Here is a 19,184-nt window from a genome sequence, read left to right as displayed (position 1 = left end):
TTTTCACCAAAACAAGTAACATTTATCAGAATATTTGATGTAATATACAAAGAAACGCCAGATCCGGCATTTACCGGAACTGGCGTTTCTTAATTAAGGACTTTTTTTACAGCCCCTTTCAATGGATCCTGCTCATATTTAACGATAATTTACAATAGCTCCAAAATCTTTTTTAAGGCTGGCGCCGCCGACAAGTCCGCCGTCAATATCAGCCTGGGCAAAGAGTTCCGGCGCGCTGGAAGCGGATACGCTGCCGCCGTACTGAATACGGATAGCCTCCGCCGTCGCATCGTCATAAAGCTCTTTTATGCAGACACGGATCGCAGAGCAAACTTCCTGTGCCTGTTCGGTCGTCGCTACCTTTCCTGTGCCGATCGCCCAGATCGGCTCATAGGCGATCACTGCCTTTGCTGCCTGTTCCGCCGTTACATTTAAGAAAGCGATCTTAATCTGCTGACGAATCCAGTCGATCGTGATTCCCTGTTCTCTTTGTGTCAGGGATTCACCACAGCAGATGATCGGCGTCAGACCGTGTTCAAAGGCTTTCAGCACCTTCTTATTGACCGTTTCATTGGTTTCCGCAAAATATTCACGGCGCTCCGAATGACCGATAATGACATATTCCACGCCCGCATCGGTGAGCATATCCGGTGCGATCTCACCGGTAAATGCGCCTTTTTCCTCAAAATACATATTTTCAGCGCCAATATGGATATTCGTTCCCTTTACAGCTTCAACCGCCGGAATAATATCAATGGCCGGCACACAAAATACAACGTCCACATCTTCACTGACAACAAGCGGTTTTAATTCTTCAATCAAAGCAACAGCCTGTGAAGGTGTCATATTCATTTTCCAGTTTCCTGCAACAATTTTTCTACGCATGATCTCTATTCCTCTCCTATTTATCATCTGCTGCCACAACGCCCGGCAGATCCTTGCCCTCAAGGAATTCGAGGGAAGCGCCGCCGCCGGTGGAAATATGTGTCATCTTATCTCCGAATCCAAGCTGATTTACCGCAGCTGCCGAATCGCCGCCGCCGATAATTGTTGTCGCATCAGTTTCCGCCAAAGCCTTTGCCACGGCAATCGTTCCTTTAGCAAGGACAGGATTCTCAAATACGCCCATCGGGCCGTTCCATACAACCGTTTTTGCGGTTTTCACTGCTTCCGCGTATTTTTCAGCCGTTGCCGTACCGATATCAAGTCCCATCATATCCGCCGGAATTGCATCCGAAGGAACGACGGTTACAGGAATCTCCGCGTCAATCGGATTCGGAAAATCCTTTGCAATCGTCGTATCAATCGGCAGATAGAGATTCTTACCGAGTTTCTCAGCTTTTTCCATCATTTCTTTACAGTAATCCAGTTTGGAATCATCAACTAAAGATGTACCAATCTCATAGCCTTTCGCTTTGAGGAATGTATAAGCCATACCACCGCCGATGATCAATGTATCGCATTTTTCCAGAAGATTGGAAATAACGTTTAATTTATCCGCTACCTTTGCGCCGCCCAAAATAGCAACAAACGGGCGTACCGGGTTATTGACCGCATTTCCGAGGAAATCGATCTCTTTCTGCATCAGATAACCGACAGCGCTTGTCTCCACATATTCCGTCACGCCCACATTGGAGCAATGTGCCCGGTGAGCCGTACCAAAAGCGTCATTTACAAAAACATCGCAGAGGGAAGCCAGTTCTTTGCTGAAAGCTTCGCCATTTTTTGTTTCTTCAATGCGATAACGGGTATTTTCAAGCAAAATAACATCGCCGTCTTTCATCGCTTCCACAGCCGCTTTGGCATTCGGGCCGACAACCTCATTATCTGCTGCAAATTTCACTTCCTGTCCGAGAAGTTCCGAGAGCTTTACCGCAACAGGGGCCAGAGAAAGCTCCGGCTTCGGCTCACCCTTCGGTTTTCCGAGGTGAGAGCATAAAATGACTTTTCCGCCATCATTGATCAATTTCTTAATTGTAGGGAGTGCTGCCGTGAGACGGTTTGTATCCGTGATCACGCCATCTTTTAAAGGTACATTAAAATCACAGCGGCAAAGCACACGTTTGCCTTTTACATTAATATCATCTACTGATTTTTTATTCAATCCCATGATTATCGCCTCCATATATTTTGCATATCATAGTAAAGAAGGCCCGGTCCAAAAGACCGGACCTTTAAGGTCTTACTGAATCTTATGCCAATTCAGAGAAGTATTTGATCGTACGAACCATCTGGCTTGTATAGCTGTTCTCATTATCATACCATGAAACAACCTGTACTTCATATAAATCATCTGCGATCTGGCAAACCATTGTCTGAGTTGCATCAAACAGAGAACCATAATTCATTCCAACGATATCGGAAGAAACGATCTCATCTGTATTGTATCCAAAGGATTCATTGGAAGCGGCTTTCATAGCTTCGTTAATTCCTTCTTTTGTAACGCCTTCCTTTTTAACAACGGCTGTCAAAATCGTTGTGGAACCTGTCGGGGTAGGAACACGCTGCGCAGAACCGATCAATTTGCCGTTCAATTCAGGAATAACAAGGCCGATCGCTTTTGCTGCACCTGTGGAGTTCGGAACGATATTCACTGCCGCTGCACGTGAACGTCTCAGATCGCCTTTTCTCTGCGGTCCATCCAAAGTCATCTGATCGCCTGTATAAGCATGGATCGTGCACATGATACCGGACTGGATCGGCGCATATTTGTTCAAAGCGTCAGCCATCGGTGCCAGGCAGTTTGTTGTACAGGATGCTGCGGAAATGATAGTATCTTCTGCTTTCAATGTTTCATGATTGGTATTATAAACAATCGTCGGCAGATCGTTGCCTGCCGGAGCAGAAATAACAACTTTGCGGGCACCGGCATTAATATGAGCCTGTGCTTTGTCCTTGGATGTATAGAAACCAGAACATTCAAGAACAACGTCAACCTTTAATTCTCCCCATGGGCAGTTATTTGCATCCGGGAAAGCGTAGATACGGATCTCCTTGCCATCAACAGTGATGGAATCTTCTCCTGCTGTAACCTTATCAGCCAATGCGTATTTTCCCTGTGAAGAATCATATTTTAATAAGTGAGCTAACATTTTCGGGCTTGTCAAATCGTTGATCGCTACAATTTCATATCCTTCAGCCCCAAACATCTGACGGAATGCCAGACGGCCAATACGGCCAAAACCATTAATTGCTACTCTTACTGCCATAATTTTAGTTCCTCCTAAATTAGATTGTATTTTTACTATGATTCTATTTTACCCAATTACGGGATAAAATTCAAGTTAAATTCCGATAATATTTGTTATTTATTTGACAAATCGTCGATTTTCTATTATATTTAGCTTGAAATATATGAAATGGAGGCAAAAAAATGATTACCAGTGATATACATATGCATTCATCCTTCTCTTCCGATTCCGAATCACCCATGGAAAGCATGATTCAGGGCGCTGCTGCCAGAGGATTAAAAACGATCTGCTTTACCGAACATCTGGATTATGAATATCCTTCCGCGGACGGTACAGTTCTGTTTGAGGTAGATATGGCGGCTTATGAAAAGAAATTATTTGAATTGAAAAATAAATATAAAAACGATATAGAAGTTCTCTTCGGGATTGAATTCGGTCTCCTGCCCCATCTGGCCGACCGCTATGCCGCTGTCGCCGATGCCCATGACTTTGATTTCATTATCGGTTCTTCCCACCTGATTCCCGCGCCATGGTACAAAAAGGATTTAGAATATATCCGGGAACATGGGAGCGCTCCTAAGGATATGATTCATGGGGACCCCTATGAAACCGAATTCTGGGAAGGACGCACCGTGGAGGATATCTGCGATAAATATTTTCAGACAATCGTCAATAATATTGCCGCTTATCAAAATTTTGACACCTATGCCCACATCGATTATCTGATCCGCTATGCTCCGAAAAAAAATAAGGGCTATACTTATGAAAAACATGCCGCTGTTCTTGATAAGGCATTAAACACCATTATTGAACATGATCTGGCCCTGGAGGTCAACACAGCCGGTTATAAATACGGGCTCGGCCAGCCGAATCCCCAGGCGGATATTTTAAAACGCTATCTGGAACTTGGCGGTGAAAAAATAACCATCGGCGCCGATGCTCATAAGCCGGAGCACATTGCCTATGATTTTAAAAAAGCCGAAGAGCTTTTAAAAACCCTCGGCTTTAAATATTATACCGTATTTAAAAAACGTCAGCCTGTGATGCTTCCACTGTAATCGGGGATTTCAATGCCTCATACAGCTCGGCTTCCGTGGCTCTCATATAAGGATATGTCCAAAACAGATTAAACAATCCAAAAGGTACAAGGGCTCCCAAAAAGGCCCATCCGAAAAAGGACATGTCCAAAACAAAGGTGTTCCACTTGTGCCCCATCATCATCTGACGGCTCAACCTTAATACTTCCCGCGTCGGCATATCGGGATGTTCCGCAAGAATATAGTCCACCATCCGATATTCATAACCTTTGATAATGCCCGGAATAACAAGCAGCCAGGTCCAAAGGAAAATATAAAGTCCCCGCAAAAACATCGTCTTTACAACCGGCAGAAAGTCATTTCGATTAAAGGCAAAGGCCAGCTCTCCAACGCTGGTCTTTTCTGTCCGGTTCCGATAAAAGAAACTGGCCATTCCCACCTGAATCGGATTGAGAATAAAATAATTCAGACAGACACGGAGCAGTGCCAGCAAAATTCCGTAAAACAACACGGTGGAAGTGACAACCGTCGTAAACATTCCGGCGCCGCTCTCCGAATAAAAATATCGCTTTGCATATTCTTCGAGCATCGGCAGCGTATCATTTTCCACATCATAAGAAATATCATTATCGCCAATATATTCCGTCACTTCTTCGTCATATGAACCGCCCGGGTTCGGCGCAGAATTACTGTTTACCCCGGTCGCATATTGAAGTATAAAAAATATACAGCATACGATCACCGCCGGCCAATAATATCTCTTTAAATTTTGTTTTGCCCGCTGCTTTAATTCCGCTCTTACCCACATAGGCTTTCCTCCTTACAGCTTTCACCCTTCAATCTGCTCAATGACGCCGCCGCCGACAACATAATCCCCGTCATACATAACAAGTGCCTGTCCCGGTGTAATTGCCCGCTGCGGCTCATCAAACTCACAGACAAGCATCCCATCGGTTTTTCTGAAGACTGTAGCCGAAGCCCCGGCATGGGCGTAGCGAACCTTTGCGTGTACCCGGATTTTTTCTCCCGGTTCCGGCTCAGGAATCGACATCCAGTTGACATGGGATGCCGTCAACGCCGATTTAAATACATCTTCACTCTCTCCGATGACTACCTCATTTGTCTCCGGCCGGATCTCAGTGACAAATACCGGGTGCCCCATGGAAAGGTTTAACCCCTTTCTCTGCCCCACCGTGTAATGGGTAATCCCCTCATGGATACCAAGAATCTTCCCGGTCTTATCCACAAAGTTCCCTCTCGGAAGTTTTTTCCCCGTATATTCATAGAGAAACTTCTGATAATTACCGTCAGGAATAAAACAAATATCCTGACTGTCCGGCTTAAAGGCCACAGGCAGTCCCATATTTTCCGCCATCCGGCGAATTTCCTCTTTTGTATAATCACCGTCCGGCATCAGCGTTTTTGAGAGCTGCTCCTGGGTAAGATTATAGAGGGCATAGGTCTGATCTTTTCTGGAAGGCGCCTTTTTCAAAGTGTACCGGCCGTTTTCCAGCTGAACCACTTTGGCATAATGCCCGGTGGCAATATAGTCTCCTCCGATGGACATAGCCCGATGCAAAAGAGCCTCCCATTTAACATAACGATTACATCGAATACATGGATTCGGCGTCCTGCCGCGAAAATATTCCGCAGCAAAATCATCCATCACCCATTCTTTGAATTCTTTTTTGAAATTCATCACATAGTATGGAATATCCAACCGGCCGGCTACCCGGCGTGCGTCATCCACGGCACTCAGCCCGCAGCAGCCGCCATTTTCCTCCTGAATGGCCGTCTCCTCATCCTGCCAGATCTGCATGGTCACGCCAACCACATCATAGCCCTGCTCTTTTAAAAGCATAGCGGCTACGGAAGAATCCACTCCGCCGGACATTCCAACAATGACTTTTTTATTCTTCATGGATTAATAATCCTCTTCAACTTCTTCTTCACCAATGTCTGATTTCGGCTTTGAAAGGCCGTCGATTTTAATACCGTTTTTCTCCGCATAATCCCAAAGAGCCGCATGAATGGCTTCCTCAGCCAGCAGAGAGCAGTGTACCTTCACCGGCGGCAGCCCGTCAAGCGCTTCCATAACCGCTTTGTTGGTCACCTCAAGCGCTTCATAAATTGTTTTCCCCTTGACGATCTCTGTTGCCATACTGCTTGTCGCCACAGCCGCTCCGCAGCCAAAGGTTTTAAATTTCACATCCTGAATCACCTGATTTTCATCAATATCAAAATAAATACGCATAATATCGCCGCATTTTGCATTGCCAACTGTACCTACGCCGCTGGCATTTTCAATTTCGCCGACATTTCTCGGATGCTGAAAATGGTCCATTACTTTTTCGCTGTACATATTAAACTCCTCCTATTTGTTCTTTCTTACAAAATCTTCATATAACGGTGACATTTCTCTGAGGCGTGCTACAATACCCTTGATTTTGTCAACCACATAATCCATTTCTTCCATTGTATTATCTTCTCCCAATGTCAGCCGGAGAGAGCCATGGGCGATCTCATGAGGCAGGCCGATGGCCAGAAGGACATGAGACGGATCCAGAGAGCCAGAAGTGCAGGCGGAACCGCTGGAACCGCAGATTCCTGCCATATCAAGCATGATCAGCAGCGATTCTCCCTCGATAAACTGAAAACTGAAATTTGCATTATTCGGAAGACGACTGTCTCTGTCACCATTCAAACGTGTATAAGGAATTTCAGCCAGAATCCTGTCGATCAAATGGTCTCTCAATTCGGTTTCTTTTTTCGTCCGCTCTTCCATAGTCGCCATCGCGATTTCCACCGCCTTGCCAAGTCCGACAATTCCCGGTACATTTTCTGTTCCGGCCCGGCGCTTTCTTTCCTGGGCTCCCCCATGAATGAAAGAACGAATCTTCACGCCTTTACGGATATATAAGAAGCCGATACCCTTCGGGCCGTTTAATTTATGGCCGCTGGCGCTGAGCATATCGATATTCAGCTCATCCACATTGATCGGAAGCTGTCCGAAAGCCTGTACCGCATCCGTATGGAACAGAATACCGTGTTCATGGGCAATAGCGCCGATCTCTTTAATCGGCTGGATGGTTCCGATCTCATTATTGGCAAACATTACGGAGATCAAAATGGTTGTCGGGCGAATAGCCTTCTTTAATTCATCCAGCTTGATCACGCCGTTTTCATCCACATCCACATAAGTTACTTCGTAACCCCGCTCCTTTTCAAGATATTCGCAGGTATGAAGAACGGCATGATGTTCAATCTTAGATGTAATGATATGATTTCCTTTGTTTTTATAGGCCTCCGCCGTTGCAACAAGAGCCCAGTTATCCGATTCGGAACCTCCGGCTGTAAAATAAATATTCGCAGCATCTGTTCCCAACGCTTTTCCAATCGTCTCACGGCTTTCCGTAACGACAGCTTTATTTTTTGCCCCCAGGTCATAAACCGTGGAAGGATTTCCATAATTTTCAGTAAAATAAGGCAGCATAGCTTCCACAACCTCGGGACGTGTCGCCGTTGTTGCCGCATGATCCAGATAAATAATCTTCTTATCCATCTTATCTTCTCTCCATTCATTTATATTATTTTGAGCAATATGCTTTTTGACCGCTTTCTTCCGCAGCGCCATGACTGTTTGCAATAATTTCCTCCAGTGTCATAGAATCCATCGTCTCATTAATACTATTATTAATACGCTTCCAGACATATTTTGTGACACAGGAGTCAAATTTAGCGCATTTACCTTCGCTGTCCGGACAGTCAACCACAACCATCTCACCCTCCAAAGCCCTGAGGACATCTCCGACAGAAATCTCACCGGCCGGTTTCGCCAGCTGATACCCCCCGTTTGTTCCCCGAATACTTAAAATCAGTCCCGCCTTTTTTAATTTGGCAAATAACTGTTCAAGATAGCTTTCAGACAGGTTTTCTCTCGAGGCAATGGTATTGATTGAAATCGGTCCATCCTTTGAAAATAAAGCCAAATCCACCGCTGCTCTCAGGCCGTACCGGCCTTTTGTTGAAAGTTTCATACTCTCACCTCTTATATCCGAGTAATTTACTCGGATTTATGTTCATAGAATATCACTGAACCCCGGAACTGTCAATACGATTTTTCTCAATAAGTTCCAAAAATTCATCTTCTGTTATAATCGGAACTCCAAGTTCCTTCGCTTTTTTATTTTTCGATGAAGAAGAAGTCGAATCATTGTTGATCAGATAGCGGGTTTTAGAGGATACGGAACCGGCCACCTTGCCCCCCTTGGACTCGATCAGTGCCTTGACCTCATTTCGATTGGCAAAATGATGAACACTTCCCGTGATGACAAAGGTCATATTTTTAAATATCATTTCATCCTCAGCGATCTCTTCTTTTTCAAGATGAACTTCCGTAAGAAGCGCCTCTACCCGTTCCCGCATCTTCACATCCGAGAAAAAATTTTCCACATTTTTCGCGATCACAGGCCCAATACCCTCAATCGTCCCAATCTCCTCCGCATCAGCCGACATCAGGGCAGATATATCATCCTTAAAATACCGGCACAAAAGTTTGGCGTTGGAAAGTCCCACATTCGGAATTCCAAGACTGTATACAAATCGGGCCGTCGCTATATTTCGGGATTTTTCCACCGCCTGAATAAGGTTCGCATAGGATTTTTCTCCCATCCCATCCATATCGATGATCTCTTCTTTATGAGCATCCAGATGAAATACATCCTGCAAGCTGTGAATAAAGCCCCTTTGGACAAACTTCTCTAACGTTGCTTCGGACAGTCCTTCAATATTAAAAGCATCTCTGGATACAAAAAGGGATAATCCCTTAATATGCTTCGCCTCACACTCCGGATTCGGGCAAGTCAGCACTTTAACATCATTTTCCTGCAAAATCTCCGTCGGATGATGACATACCGGGCAGACTTTCGGAATTTCCAGAGTGCCGCTGCGGGTAAGGTTCTCACTGATCTGGGGAATGATCATATTGGCTTTATAGACCATCAATTCATCCCCAAGCCCAAGTTCCAGGCTCTCCACAATGCTGACATTGTGAATACTCGCCCGGGACACTGTCGTTCCTTCCAGCTGGACCGGCTCAAAAATGGCAACCGGATTGATAAGCCCGGTCCGCGATGCACTCCATTCCACCTCTAAAAGCCGTGTTTTTTCCGTCTCATCGGCCCATTTAAAGGCAATGGAATCCCGTGGAAACTTTGCCGTCGTTCCAAGAGAACGGCTATATTCGATATCATCCAATGTAAGCACAAGGCCATCAGAAGGCAGATCGTTTTCCCTGATATGTTCCGAAAACCATTGAACCTCCGTCTCTATATTTGAAGCGTTTACCATCTTATAATCTACTGTCTCAAAGCCAAGGCGGCGCAGCCATTCCATTTGTTCTCTTCGGGAATTTTTAAAGTCCACATTGCCGGCCTTCACCAGCGTAAAAGCATAAAAATAAACGCCCCTCTGTGCTGTGATCTCATTATTCAACTGGCGGACCGAACCACTGCAGAGATTCCGGGGATTTTTATATTTTGCATCCACATCTTCAATGCTCTCATTTAACTTTCGAAAATCGGAATATTTGATCAGGGCTTCTCCCCGGAGGATCAATTCACCCGCATAAGGAATCCTGTGAGGAATATTTCTGAACACTCTGGCATTATTTGTGATAACTTCACCCTCAATCCCGTTTCCCCGGGTAACCGCTTTATAGAGCTCTCCCTTCTGATAGGTGAGTACGATAGTCAGGCCATCCAGTTTCCAGGAAAGAAGTCCCTCATGGCCCTCAATCCAGGCCCGAAGCGCCTGAACATCCTTTGTTTTATCCAGAGAAAGCATCGGCGAATCGTGTTTCTCCTTCGGCAGCTCGCTGAGTACCTCATAACCCACATGAATTGACGGACTGTCTGCCAGAACCGTTCCCGTTTCCTTCTCCAACTCAAGAAGCCGGTCATACAGGGCATCATACTCATAGTTACTCATGATTTCCCGGGCTTCCTGATAATAAGCCTTCGAAGCTTCATTCAATTTATGAATCAAATCTTTCATTTCTCTCAGCAGATCATTCATGATCGATCCCTCCCCGCAGTTCTTCAAGTTCACGGCCTTTAATCTCCCGCCATTCGCCTTCTTTTAAGTCTCCCAAACGGATATTCATAATCCGTATACGCTTTAATGTAACCACACGAAAATTAAAATATGCGCACATTCTCCTTATCTGTCGGTTCAGCCCCTGTGTGAGAATAATCCGAAAGGTGTAGGCATCCACCTTTTTCACCTTGCATGGCCGGGTTTTTACGCCCAGTTCAGAGAGCCATACCCCTTCGCTCATTCCCCGAATAAAATCCGCCGTTATCCGTTCCCGGACCCGGACCTCATATTCTTTTTCATGGAAATTCCGGGCCTTTAAAATCTCATTCATTAATTCGCCGTCATTCGTCAGCAAAATAAGACCCGTAGAATCCTTATCCAGGCGTCCCACCGGATATATCCGTTGAGGATATTTCATATAATCAACAATATTATCTTTTTCCTTGCTGGAGCAGACAATGCCCGCCGGCTTGTTCATCGCCAGCACGATTTTCTCCTCCTTCACCCCGCTGACCGGCCTTCCGTCAAAAAGAATTTCCTCCGTGCCGTCCACCTTTTCTCCCATAGCGGCTGCCCGTCCGTTGATGGTGACTTTTCCGGCTTCAATATACCTGTCTGCTTCTCTTCGGGAACATACCCCCTGGATGCTTAAATACTTATTTAATCTCACTTTTTCCATTCTTATCTTCCTTTATCCCAACAAAAGGTTTCTACTACCCCCGGTAATAGAAACCTTTTATCTTACGCTCTCAAATGTTTATCCGACGACATCGGTCTCCGCCGGCTGAGTCTCTTCGCCCTGGCTTTCTGCTTCTCCGCCTTCCCCGTCTCCGGCATTTTGTCCTTCAACATTATCGCCTTCGGGATTGTCGCTCCCGACATTCTCACCTTCTGCCTCAGCCGATGTTTCATCAGTCACATCGGATGTCGGCGAGGACAGTCCATCGATAAAGTTGCGAAGCGCTTCATCCTTTGCGCAGGCAGCTTCCTTTTCCTGATATACCGTCGCCATCAGATCCTTAACCTCATCGTCCTCATACAGTTTTGCGATGTAAGCCTGCGTTTCCGCGTCATATTCATAAGTTGCCGTCGCGCCGTTCAGCTCTCCGCGATAGATATAATATGTACCATCGGCTGTGCTTTTCACATAAACCATTGTCAGATTCGGGGCCGGTGTATTGATACCGCTGATCTTCAATTTGTCATAAATAAACACAAAATAAGACTTATCCTCTAATCCCTTCTTCGTGTAGCATACCGTATCTGTGTAGCCTTCAATAATCTTGGATGTTGATGTAAGAACATCGGCGCTGATCTCATCCTGCGTATTATAAATCGCCTTCAACGCCTCCACATCGCCATTCGTCAATGCTTCACGGTATCTTTTAATCAAATCATTGACTTCCGGATACTTATCCTTTAACAAACGATCTTTCGATATTTCATCTTCATCGATAACAATACTCTCCGAAGTTTTTGCAGCCGGAGCCTGTTTTTCTTCCGATTTATTCTTCATGGATAATACAACGCCGGCAATGGCCGCTGCAATGACAACCACTGACAACAGAATAATAAGTATTAATTTACTACGGCTTGTCTTCATAGTAATCCTCCTTTTCAATTCTCTTTATTTTATCAAAAAAAGGGCTTTCCGTCAACTATAATGGCTTTTTTGAGAAACAATATGGAAAATTTTCAAAAAAATCATTGCAAATTTTTTCCTATTATAGTAGAATACTATTTGCACCCGTAGCTCAGTGGATAGAGCAATGGCCTCCGGAGCCATGTGCGTGGGTTCAATTCCCGTCGGGTGCATTTTTTAATTTCATGTAATTTTCATAATTCTTCTTTGCTTTCGCAAGAGCATCCTCATTCATTACAGGAGCATGTCCTCCATAGTGCCACCACGATCTAATCATAGATTCCAATATAAGGAAACGCCCTATATTTCTACAGGACGTTTTGAAAAAAATGTATATAGAGAATTAGTTAACATTACCTTTGTGTATGCCAAGAACACTGATAAGTGCATCTTGTAACACATGCGAAAAATTCACACCAGCCTTTTCAGCCTCAACGTTTAACCAATAAGGAATTGTACAATTTTTTTTGACAGCTTTATTATCGACTTTTTTTCTATATTCATAAAAATCGACATCAACTAACGTGACAATATCTCCTTTCTCTTTTGAATATTTTACCGAATTGGGTTCCGGTATACTTTTTCCTTCATCTTCCAAATCAATTCCAATTAGCCCAATGGCATCTCTGGCCATTTCCATAGAATCTGCAATATCCATTCCTTGAGTAAACGTATTAAAATCTGGTATTGATACAAAATACGTTCCATCATTTTCTTTAGATATTACGATTGGATATGCTCCTTTCCTTTTGTAAATCTCCTTCATAGTGATTGCCTCCATAATGCTTCTTTATATATAGCCTAATGAAAATCTTAAGAGACCCTGGGACTATTTCAGCCCCAGTTTCTTAATGATTGCTCTCGCCAATCGCTCATTAATGTCCGAATGTCTTGGAATGGGTTCCGTATCTTTTCCATTTGTATATAAATCATGATTACCACCATTTCTCTTCTTATACCATCCGTTCATTTCAAGCAGTTTAACTAATTCCCTACGCTTCATTAAACTATTTCTCCTTTGCTTGATTATGCGTATATTATGCGCCTTATTCAGTGTTTTGTCAATATGTGTTGCGTATTTTATACGTATTTCTTATGAACTTAACTCTACAAATTTCCATAAGTTCTGAATCACCCGATGATTGCCGTTGGATAACCATCCTGGCGAAGTCTCTGCTCCATGCTCCGGGCTTCTGCCAGGCTTCCAAAGCTTCCAACCTGGACACGGTAATAACCGCCGCCCTCTGAAATGAAGGCCGGATAATTCCGGCTTAAAAGGCTGTCAAGCATTTGTCCGGCGTATTCTTCATTTCGAAAAGCCCCCGTTTGAACCGTATAGACCTGCTCCATCGTGCCCGAAGAGCCTATGCCGATCGTTTCCAGAATACCATCCGCAATTCCATGGGCAATCGCCTGAAAATTCTCGTCAAATAATCGATTATCTATATCCGAATTGATAAATCCTGCTTCCACCAATATGGCCGGCATCTGGGTTCTCCGCAGCACGGTGAGATTTGGCCGCTCCTTCACACCCAAATTCCGGAAACCGATATTTTCAAGCTGCCGGTTCACATTTTCCGCCATCTGATTTTTGATCCCACCGGCATCATAAACAAGCGTTTCCACACCGGATACTTCATTCGGCCTTGGAAACGAATTGCGATGAATAGATACGAAAAAATCGGCGCCGGCATTATTGGCCTCCCTCGCCTTTTCACTCGGCGATTCATAAATATCTGTTGTCCGGGTATACTCAACATCCAGTCCCGCATCCTCCAGAATCTGCCCCACAGCCAGCGCCAGTTCCAATACATCATCCTTTTCCTGCCGTCCGTTATAAACGGCCCCGGGATCACGACCCCCGTGTCCCGCATCAATCATAATTTTATAAGCCATAAAAACTCCAAAGGTTCTTTCTATCTATCCTATGCAGTTTTATTTCAATCGTTTCTCGATGGCTTCAACCACTGTGCGGAGTACTTTGATCCGGGCATAAAGCTTATCGTTGCCCTCAACAACGATCCATGGGGCATAGGTTGTCGATGTGCGAAGGATCATCTCATCCACAGCCTTTGTATATTCATCCCATTTTTCCCGGTTTCTCCAGTCCTCATCCGTGATCTTCCACTGTTTGTTCGGATTCTCCATCCGCTCTTCAAATCGTTTTTTCTGTTCCTCTTTATCGATATGAAGCCAGAATTTCAAAACAATCGCCCCGGCATCCGCCAACTGGGCCTCCATCCGGTTAATCTCGTTATAAGCTCTGCGCCATTCATCCTCCGTGCAGAAACCTTCTATTCGTTCCACCATCACCCGGCCATACCATGTCCTGTCAAAAATAGCCACATGGCCCGCCTTCGGCATATGATTCCAGAACCGCCATAAATAATGATGGGCCTTCTCGATATCGTTCGGCGCGGCTGTCGGTATCACCTCATAGCCCCTCGGATCCATTGTTTTTGTCAGCCGATGAATGGCGCCGCCCTTTCCGCCTGCGTCCCAACCTTCAAAGCCGATAACCACCGGTATCCGCTGCCTGTAGAGTTCACTGTGCAGCAGGGCCATCCGCTTCTGCAGATCTGCCAATTCCCTCTTGTAAACACTTTTAGTCAAAGATTTTGATAAATCCACTGCATCCAACACTGAAGAACCAAAGGATGTTTTACCGGTTTCATCAACGGTTTCCGGCGCCGGTACATTTTTGCCTTTTGCCTCTTTTGCCGCCTTTGCCTCTTCCTTTGCCAGGCGGTCCGCAAAAATATCCACAACCGTGGAAATAATTTTTATTTTGGCATATTCCCTGTCCGTGGCCTCCACAATTGTCCAGCTTCCAAAGGATGTATCTGTCTTCTGAATCATTTCTTCAAAAGCTTCCAGCCAGTCATCATAAGCTTTATTATGTTTCTTATCTTCCTCGGTCACGCGCCAGCCTGTTTCCTTATTATCCTCTAAAGCCTGAAAACGTTTTTTCTGCTCTTTTTTTGAAATATGGAGAAAGAATTTAATGATCAGCATACCGTCTCTGGCCAGTTCCTGCTCAAAATTCAGAACATCATTATAGGCATTTTCTGTCTTTTCTCGATTTTTCCGTTTTTCCGCCCGATCTTCCACTATTTTTGTATACCAGCTCCGATCAAACAAATGAATCCTTCCGTTTTCCGGAAGTCTCGTCCAGAACCTCCATAAATAAGGCCGCATTTTCTCCTCTTCCGTCGGCTTCTGGATCGTATATACCTTAAAGCCTCTCGGATCCATCGGCTGGATCAGCTCATTGATCATCGTACCCTTGCCCGATGAGCCGAAACCTTCAAACAAAATCACCACCGGGACTCTGTACTCCTTTAATTTCCGCTGCAGCAGGGATAACTGGGGCTCCAATTGCTCCATCAGCACCTTACATTCCTTTTTGGACATTTTTCTCGAAAGATTAATTTTTTCCAGCATAAACTACCTTCTTTCCTTGATTTTTCTAGTATTCCCCTTTAAAAGCATTTTAAAAAGAAAAAACCAGGATTCCCTCCATTCGGAACCCTGATTTACAATTCTCCTCAGAAATATTTCTTATTGCCCCACAGATTACTCTTTTTCAATTCAACATACTCACTGTATGCCTTTTCGAGTATCTGTTTCTCATTCGTAAATTTTAACAAATGATAAGCCTCGTGATATTTGTAATACCCTGAGTCCACAAAATATTCTTCACGTTGTGGTCTGCTATGATAACTGTCGGACATCATCAGATACCAGTGTACGTCTTTTACAATTAAATCCTGCGCGGTATTAAAGGTATATTGACTTTTTCCCACATATTTAATGATCGAAGCGCTGACCCCAGTCTCCTCACGTACCTCCCTGATAGCTGTTTCTTTATACTCTTCACCTTCCTCAACAGTTCCTTTTGGCAAAACCCATCCTTCGTACTTATTCCTGTAATTTTTATAAAGCAGAAGGATCTTGCCTCTGAATATAACCACACCGCCGCAGCTTGTTGCCTCTGTCATGGCTGTACCTCCATTTTATGGTGTGTTTCCTGAAATAAGTATACAACCATTTAAAGATAAATACAACCTTAAATTATTGCCCCAGATAGGCCTGAAGCACCGCGTTGGCCACAGGCAATGCGCTTTCATAATATCCTTCATCGTTTTCCACAAGAACACAGATGGCAATCTGAGGCTGCTCCGCCGGCGCGTAACCGATAAACCAGGAGTTATCGCCCTTGCCGCTGACCTCGCCTGTTCCCGTTTTGCCGGCCACCGAATATCCGTAACCGGACAGAGATGTGGCCGTACCATAATTGACAACCGCCTCCATAAGCTGGGCAAGCTGGTCCGCTTCCTGGGTTGTGAGTATCTGTCCGTAGGAATCCGGCATGTATTTTTTTACCCGGTGTCCGCCGCCGGCCGTCTCCACTGCGTCCACCATATAAGGCTTCATCATATTCCCGCCATTGGCGATCGTCGCCGCGATCATTACCATCTGCAGCGGCGTTACCTGAGTATGACCCTGCCCGATCGCCGTCGCCGCCGTCTGCCAGTCCGTATCATCCGCCGCCAGGCTGAACAAACTCTTTGTGTGCGGTATTTCCGTAGGCAGTTCTTCATTGAAAAACAAGGCTTCACATGTGTCTTTCAACAGATTATCCGGCAGCTTTAAACCGATATTGCCGAAAGAAGAATTACAGGAATAAGCATAAGAATCCATAAAACTCTCCGTGCCGTGCACTGTCTGATCAAAGCAGGTAATATAGTCGTCACCCCCCAGATTGATCTGCCCCTCACAGGTATAACTGTAATTGTTATAATCCGCGCCGGAGCGAATGTAGGCCAGGGCTGTCAACGTCTTAAAAATGGAACCCGGAACAAAAAGACCGAAGGTCGTCTTATTCAAAAGGCTGTCATTATTTTCCTCCGCGACAATGGATTCATAATCCTGCACCAGCGTATTCGGGTCATAATCCGGTTTAGAAACCATTGCCAAAACCCGGCCCGTTGCCGGTTCAACGGCGATCACCGCCCCGTCATTATATCCAAGCGCATTGTAAGCCGCTTCCTGGAGCGCTGCATTTAACGTTGTTACGACCCGGTCTCCCTGATTTTTCTGCCCGCGGATATCCTGAAGGGCATTTAAAATCGGATTGCTATTGGATTGAAGCATATAGAAATTCTGCGACAGCTCAATCCCCGACTGGTTTATTGCGGAAGTTCCCACCGCATGGGAGAAAATCCGTCCCATCGGATAGTAGCGGGTCTCATTGCCGTTTTCATCAACCAGCGTTTCCGCCAGAACAGTGCCGTCGCCGGATATAATATCACCCCGGACAATTGTATCCGCAAAGGAATTTACACGCACATTGTATGCACTGTTAATAACATTCTTGCTGACAAAGGCATTAAAATAAACAAAGTATCCGATCATTAGAACAAATAAAAAGGCAAACACATAGGTTACCGCCAGGATTTCCGGGTTCTGGCTGCGGCGTTTTTTGCGCACGGCCTTCCTCTCCTGAATCTCCTCCGGCGTCAAACGCAGTTTCTTAACCCGGCGTTTTCCGGGCACTTCCTCCTCCAGTATCTCTTCTTCCATCTCCTCCTGGATCGAATCTGCATCCGGGCGTCGGCGTCTTTCCCGGCGCGCCGCTCTCTCTTCCGTTCCCTCTTCTTCGACTTCATTCCCCGGGATCATCTCTTCATCAAAAAAATTCATCTCGTCAAAATCCGGCTCAAATTCAAAATCTTCATCGTCATTTACGGGCAGATCCCGGAATACCTTTGTCTCCCCCATTGAATCCTTCCGAATATCTCCGGAACTTTTTCTGACGGATTCATTTGGTAAATCATCAATATTTATTTTACGGACGCTCTTCTTCGTCGTCTCGCTCTTCTTGTCTTGCTTCAAGAATACGCACCTCTCTTTGTCGCAGCAGGTAAAGCCCCTGGATGACTGCAAAGATTATAATTGTTGATAATACGCTGCTTCCGCCGTAACTGATCAACGGCATCGTAACACCCGTATGGGGAATCAGTTTTGTCACCCCGCCGATACAGAGAAACAATTGAATACCATAGGATGTGCTGAGCCCCATTGCCACCAGTTTATAAAACGGCTTTACTAATTGCAGAGAAATATTTATAAACATCAAAAAACAGCTAAAATAAACCAAGATCAGACAAATAGCAAACAAGGCTCCCATTTCCTCCGCAATCGCCGAAAAAACAAAGTCGCTGACGACAACAGGAATAGTGTCCGGCTTGCCTTTAAAAAGTCCCATGCCAAACCAGCCTCCGGTACCTATGGCAAACAGCGACTGGGCAATCTGATATCCGGCATCGTTATAATTTCCCCACGGGTCGCTCCATGCTACCACGCGGGTCTTTACATGGTCAAAAAGTTTATAAGCCACTACCGCGGCAGCAGAACCGGCCCCGAGGCCCAGCGCCATATATCGAAACTGGCGCGTCGCCACATAGAGCATCACCAGATAAGTCACAAAGAAAATTACAGCGGCGCCAAGATCTCTCTCAACAACAAGCACAAGTACATAAGCCGCTGCCGCTGCCGTCGTAATAACGATCCGCTTAAAACTGGTATCCCTGGCCAGCATAGCCGCCACAAAGAAAACAAAGATAATTTTTGCCAGCTCCGACGGCTGCAGACTGAAGCCGCCGATAGAAATCCAGTTTGTTGCACCGTACATGCTTTTTCCCAACACGAAAACCGAAGCCACCATTAAAAATCCAAAAACGCCTAAAAAAATACCCCACCGGTCCACCATCCGCACGCGAAGCATAAAGGCCGGAATCGCAAGGCTGACACAGGCTGCCGCCACGGCAATCACAAACTGCCGCACCGCCATATCAAAGTCCAGCCGTGTCAGAATGACAAAGCCGACCATCAGAAGATAGCACATATTGTTGACGATCAGACGGGAGGCATTTTTATAAACTGTGCCGTAAATGATCAGCGTCAAAAGAAACAGCACAAACTGTGCACCGTAAAAATACAGCATCTTCACATCCTTTGTCATAAGATATATAATCAGATAACAAATAAAATGGATAAGAAACATCAATACATTCTGAGTGGTATAAACGCTTCCCCGGTCATATTCATGGCGGTCACTGAACACAGTAAAACATTTCATCGCATAGGAAGCTGCCAGAATCGCCAGTATATATTTTGACACATGAATAATGACATTAACCATATGAATCTATC

Annotated in this window: 19 protein-coding genes and 1 tRNA gene; 2 read left to right on the top strand and 18 right to left on the bottom strand. The window is 45.1% G+C overall.

Annotated features, from left to right (window positions below; translation table 11 throughout):
- Nucleotides 1-138: 138 nt before the first annotated feature.
- The 3 genes from tpiA to gap all read right to left on the bottom strand — a co-directional run bounded on the left by tpiA (nucleotide 139) and on the right by gap (nucleotide 3,209).
- Nucleotides 139-888 carry a triose-phosphate isomerase gene (gene tpiA / locus ACMN7X_RS02145; protein WP_418745861.1) on the bottom strand — a complete coding sequence of 250 codons (750 nt, stop codon included), beginning with the start codon at nucleotides 886-888 and terminating at the stop codon, nucleotides 139-141.
- A gap of 13 nt (nucleotides 889-901) precedes the next feature.
- Nucleotides 902-2,110, bottom strand: a complete 1,209-nt coding sequence (locus ACMN7X_RS02140) for a phosphoglycerate kinase (RefSeq protein WP_418745859.1) — start codon at nucleotides 2,108-2,110, stop codon at nucleotides 902-904.
- An 82-nt stretch (nucleotides 2,111-2,192) separates the two neighbouring features.
- Complete coding sequence (gene gap / locus ACMN7X_RS02135; RefSeq protein WP_418745858.1) at nucleotides 2,193-3,209, bottom strand: type I glyceraldehyde-3-phosphate dehydrogenase; 1,017 nt, start codon at nucleotides 3,207-3,209, stop codon at nucleotides 2,193-2,195.
- A gap of 164 nt (nucleotides 3,210-3,373) precedes the next feature.
- Here gap and ACMN7X_RS02130 point away from each other — a divergent pair, with 164 nt between their 5' ends.
- The gene (locus ACMN7X_RS02130; RefSeq protein ID WP_418745857.1) at nucleotides 3,374-4,249 is read left to right on the top strand and encodes a histidinol-phosphatase HisJ family protein; all 876 of its coding nucleotides are present in this window, start codon (nucleotides 3,374-3,376) and stop codon (nucleotides 4,247-4,249) included.
- On the opposite strand, the gene ACMN7X_RS02125 is transcribed toward ACMN7X_RS02130, so the two are convergent.
- The 8 genes from ACMN7X_RS02125 to ACMN7X_RS02090 all read right to left on the bottom strand — a co-directional run bounded on the left by ACMN7X_RS02125 (nucleotide 4,215) and on the right by ACMN7X_RS02090 (nucleotide 11,927).
- Complete coding sequence (locus ACMN7X_RS02125; RefSeq protein ID WP_418745856.1) at nucleotides 4,215-5,036, bottom strand: DUF975 family protein; 822 nt, start codon at nucleotides 5,034-5,036, stop codon at nucleotides 4,215-4,217. The two genes, ACMN7X_RS02130 and ACMN7X_RS02125, sit on opposite strands and share 35 nt — an antisense overlap.
- Before the next feature lie 21 nt (nucleotides 5,037-5,057).
- Nucleotides 5,058-6,149, bottom strand: a complete 1,092-nt coding sequence (gene mnmA, locus ACMN7X_RS02120; RefSeq protein WP_418745855.1) for a tRNA 2-thiouridine(34) synthase MnmA — start codon at nucleotides 6,147-6,149, stop codon at nucleotides 5,058-5,060.
- A 3-nt stretch (nucleotides 6,150-6,152) separates the two neighbouring features.
- Entirely contained in the window at nucleotides 6,153-6,590 is a 438-nt protein-coding gene (gene nifU, locus ACMN7X_RS02115) for a Fe-S cluster assembly scaffold protein NifU (protein ID WP_418745854.1), read from the bottom strand.
- Between the two features lie 12 nt (nucleotides 6,591-6,602).
- Nucleotides 6,603-7,790: a cysteine desulfurase NifS gene (gene nifS / locus ACMN7X_RS02110; RefSeq protein WP_418745853.1), complete on the bottom strand. Its 1,188-nt coding sequence runs from the start codon at nucleotides 7,788-7,790 to the stop codon at nucleotides 6,603-6,605.
- Between the two features lie 25 nt (nucleotides 7,791-7,815).
- Complete coding sequence (locus ACMN7X_RS02105) at nucleotides 7,816-8,265, bottom strand: RrF2 family transcriptional regulator (RefSeq protein WP_418745852.1); 450 nt, start codon at nucleotides 8,263-8,265, stop codon at nucleotides 7,816-7,818.
- A gap of 52 nt (nucleotides 8,266-8,317) precedes the next feature.
- Nucleotides 8,318-10,303, bottom strand: coding sequence for an NAD-dependent DNA ligase LigA (gene ligA / locus ACMN7X_RS02100; RefSeq protein WP_418745851.1), 1,986 nt, complete (start codon nucleotides 10,301-10,303; stop codon nucleotides 8,318-8,320).
- On the bottom strand, nucleotides 10,296-11,003 hold the full coding sequence (locus tag ACMN7X_RS02095; protein ID WP_418745850.1) for a pseudouridine synthase: 708 nt from the start codon (nucleotides 11,001-11,003) through the stop codon (nucleotides 10,296-10,298). The genes ligA and ACMN7X_RS02095 overlap by 8 nt, the downstream gene beginning before the upstream one ends.
- 78 nt (nucleotides 11,004-11,081) lie before the next feature.
- A complete protein-coding gene (locus ACMN7X_RS02090; RefSeq protein ID WP_418745849.1) occupies nucleotides 11,082-11,927 on the bottom strand; it encodes a hypothetical protein in 846 nt (281 codons plus the stop codon).
- Nucleotides 11,928-12,067: 140 nt separating this feature from the next.
- Between ACMN7X_RS02090 and ACMN7X_RS02085 the strand changes: the two genes are divergently transcribed.
- A tRNA-Arg gene (locus ACMN7X_RS02085) sits at nucleotides 12,068-12,139 on the top strand.
- Nucleotides 12,140-12,309: 170 nt separating this feature from the next.
- Here ACMN7X_RS02085 and ACMN7X_RS02080 read toward each other — a convergent pair.
- The 7 genes from ACMN7X_RS02080 to ACMN7X_RS02050 form a co-directional block, all read right to left on the bottom strand.
- Nucleotides 12,310-12,732 carry a type II toxin-antitoxin system HicB family antitoxin gene (locus ACMN7X_RS02080; RefSeq protein ID WP_418745848.1) on the bottom strand — a complete coding sequence of 141 codons (423 nt, stop codon included), beginning with the start codon at nucleotides 12,730-12,732 and terminating at the stop codon, nucleotides 12,310-12,312.
- A 63-nt stretch (nucleotides 12,733-12,795) separates the two neighbouring features.
- Nucleotides 12,796-12,969, bottom strand: coding sequence for a type II toxin-antitoxin system HicA family toxin (locus ACMN7X_RS02075; RefSeq protein WP_418745847.1), 174 nt, complete (start codon nucleotides 12,967-12,969; stop codon nucleotides 12,796-12,798).
- 128 nt (nucleotides 12,970-13,097) lie between these two features.
- A complete protein-coding gene (locus tag ACMN7X_RS02070) occupies nucleotides 13,098-13,862 on the bottom strand; it encodes an N-acetylmuramoyl-L-alanine amidase (protein ID WP_418745846.1) in 765 nt (254 codons plus the stop codon).
- A 39-nt stretch (nucleotides 13,863-13,901) separates the two neighbouring features.
- Nucleotides 13,902-15,410 carry a polyphosphate:AMP phosphotransferase gene (gene pap, locus ACMN7X_RS02065; RefSeq protein ID WP_418745845.1) on the bottom strand — a complete coding sequence of 503 codons (1,509 nt, stop codon included), beginning with the start codon at nucleotides 15,408-15,410 and terminating at the stop codon, nucleotides 13,902-13,904.
- Nucleotides 15,411-15,514: 104 nt separating this feature from the next.
- Nucleotides 15,515-15,967 (bottom strand): NUDIX hydrolase, encoded by a 453-nt coding sequence (locus tag ACMN7X_RS02060; RefSeq protein ID WP_132087507.1) that lies wholly within the window; start codon nucleotides 15,965-15,967, stop codon nucleotides 15,515-15,517.
- Nucleotides 15,968-16,040: 73 nt separating this feature from the next.
- Nucleotides 16,041-17,864: a peptidoglycan D,D-transpeptidase FtsI family protein gene (locus ACMN7X_RS02055; RefSeq protein ID WP_418745844.1), complete on the bottom strand. Its 1,824-nt coding sequence runs from the start codon at nucleotides 17,862-17,864 to the stop codon at nucleotides 16,041-16,043.
- Nucleotides 17,818-19,173 carry an FtsW/RodA/SpoVE family cell cycle protein gene (locus tag ACMN7X_RS02050; RefSeq protein WP_418745843.1) on the bottom strand — a complete coding sequence of 452 codons (1,356 nt, stop codon included), beginning with the start codon at nucleotides 19,171-19,173 and terminating at the stop codon, nucleotides 17,818-17,820. Before ACMN7X_RS02050 ends, ACMN7X_RS02055 begins: the two co-directional genes overlap by 47 nt.
- Nucleotides 19,174-19,184 lie beyond the last annotated feature (11 nt).

It is taken from the genome of Frisingicoccus sp., from assembly GCF_048388605.1.
Lineage (GTDB): Bacteria > Bacillota > Clostridia > Lachnospirales > Lachnospiraceae > Frisingicoccus.
This window is presented reverse-complemented; position numbering and strand designations above follow the sequence as displayed.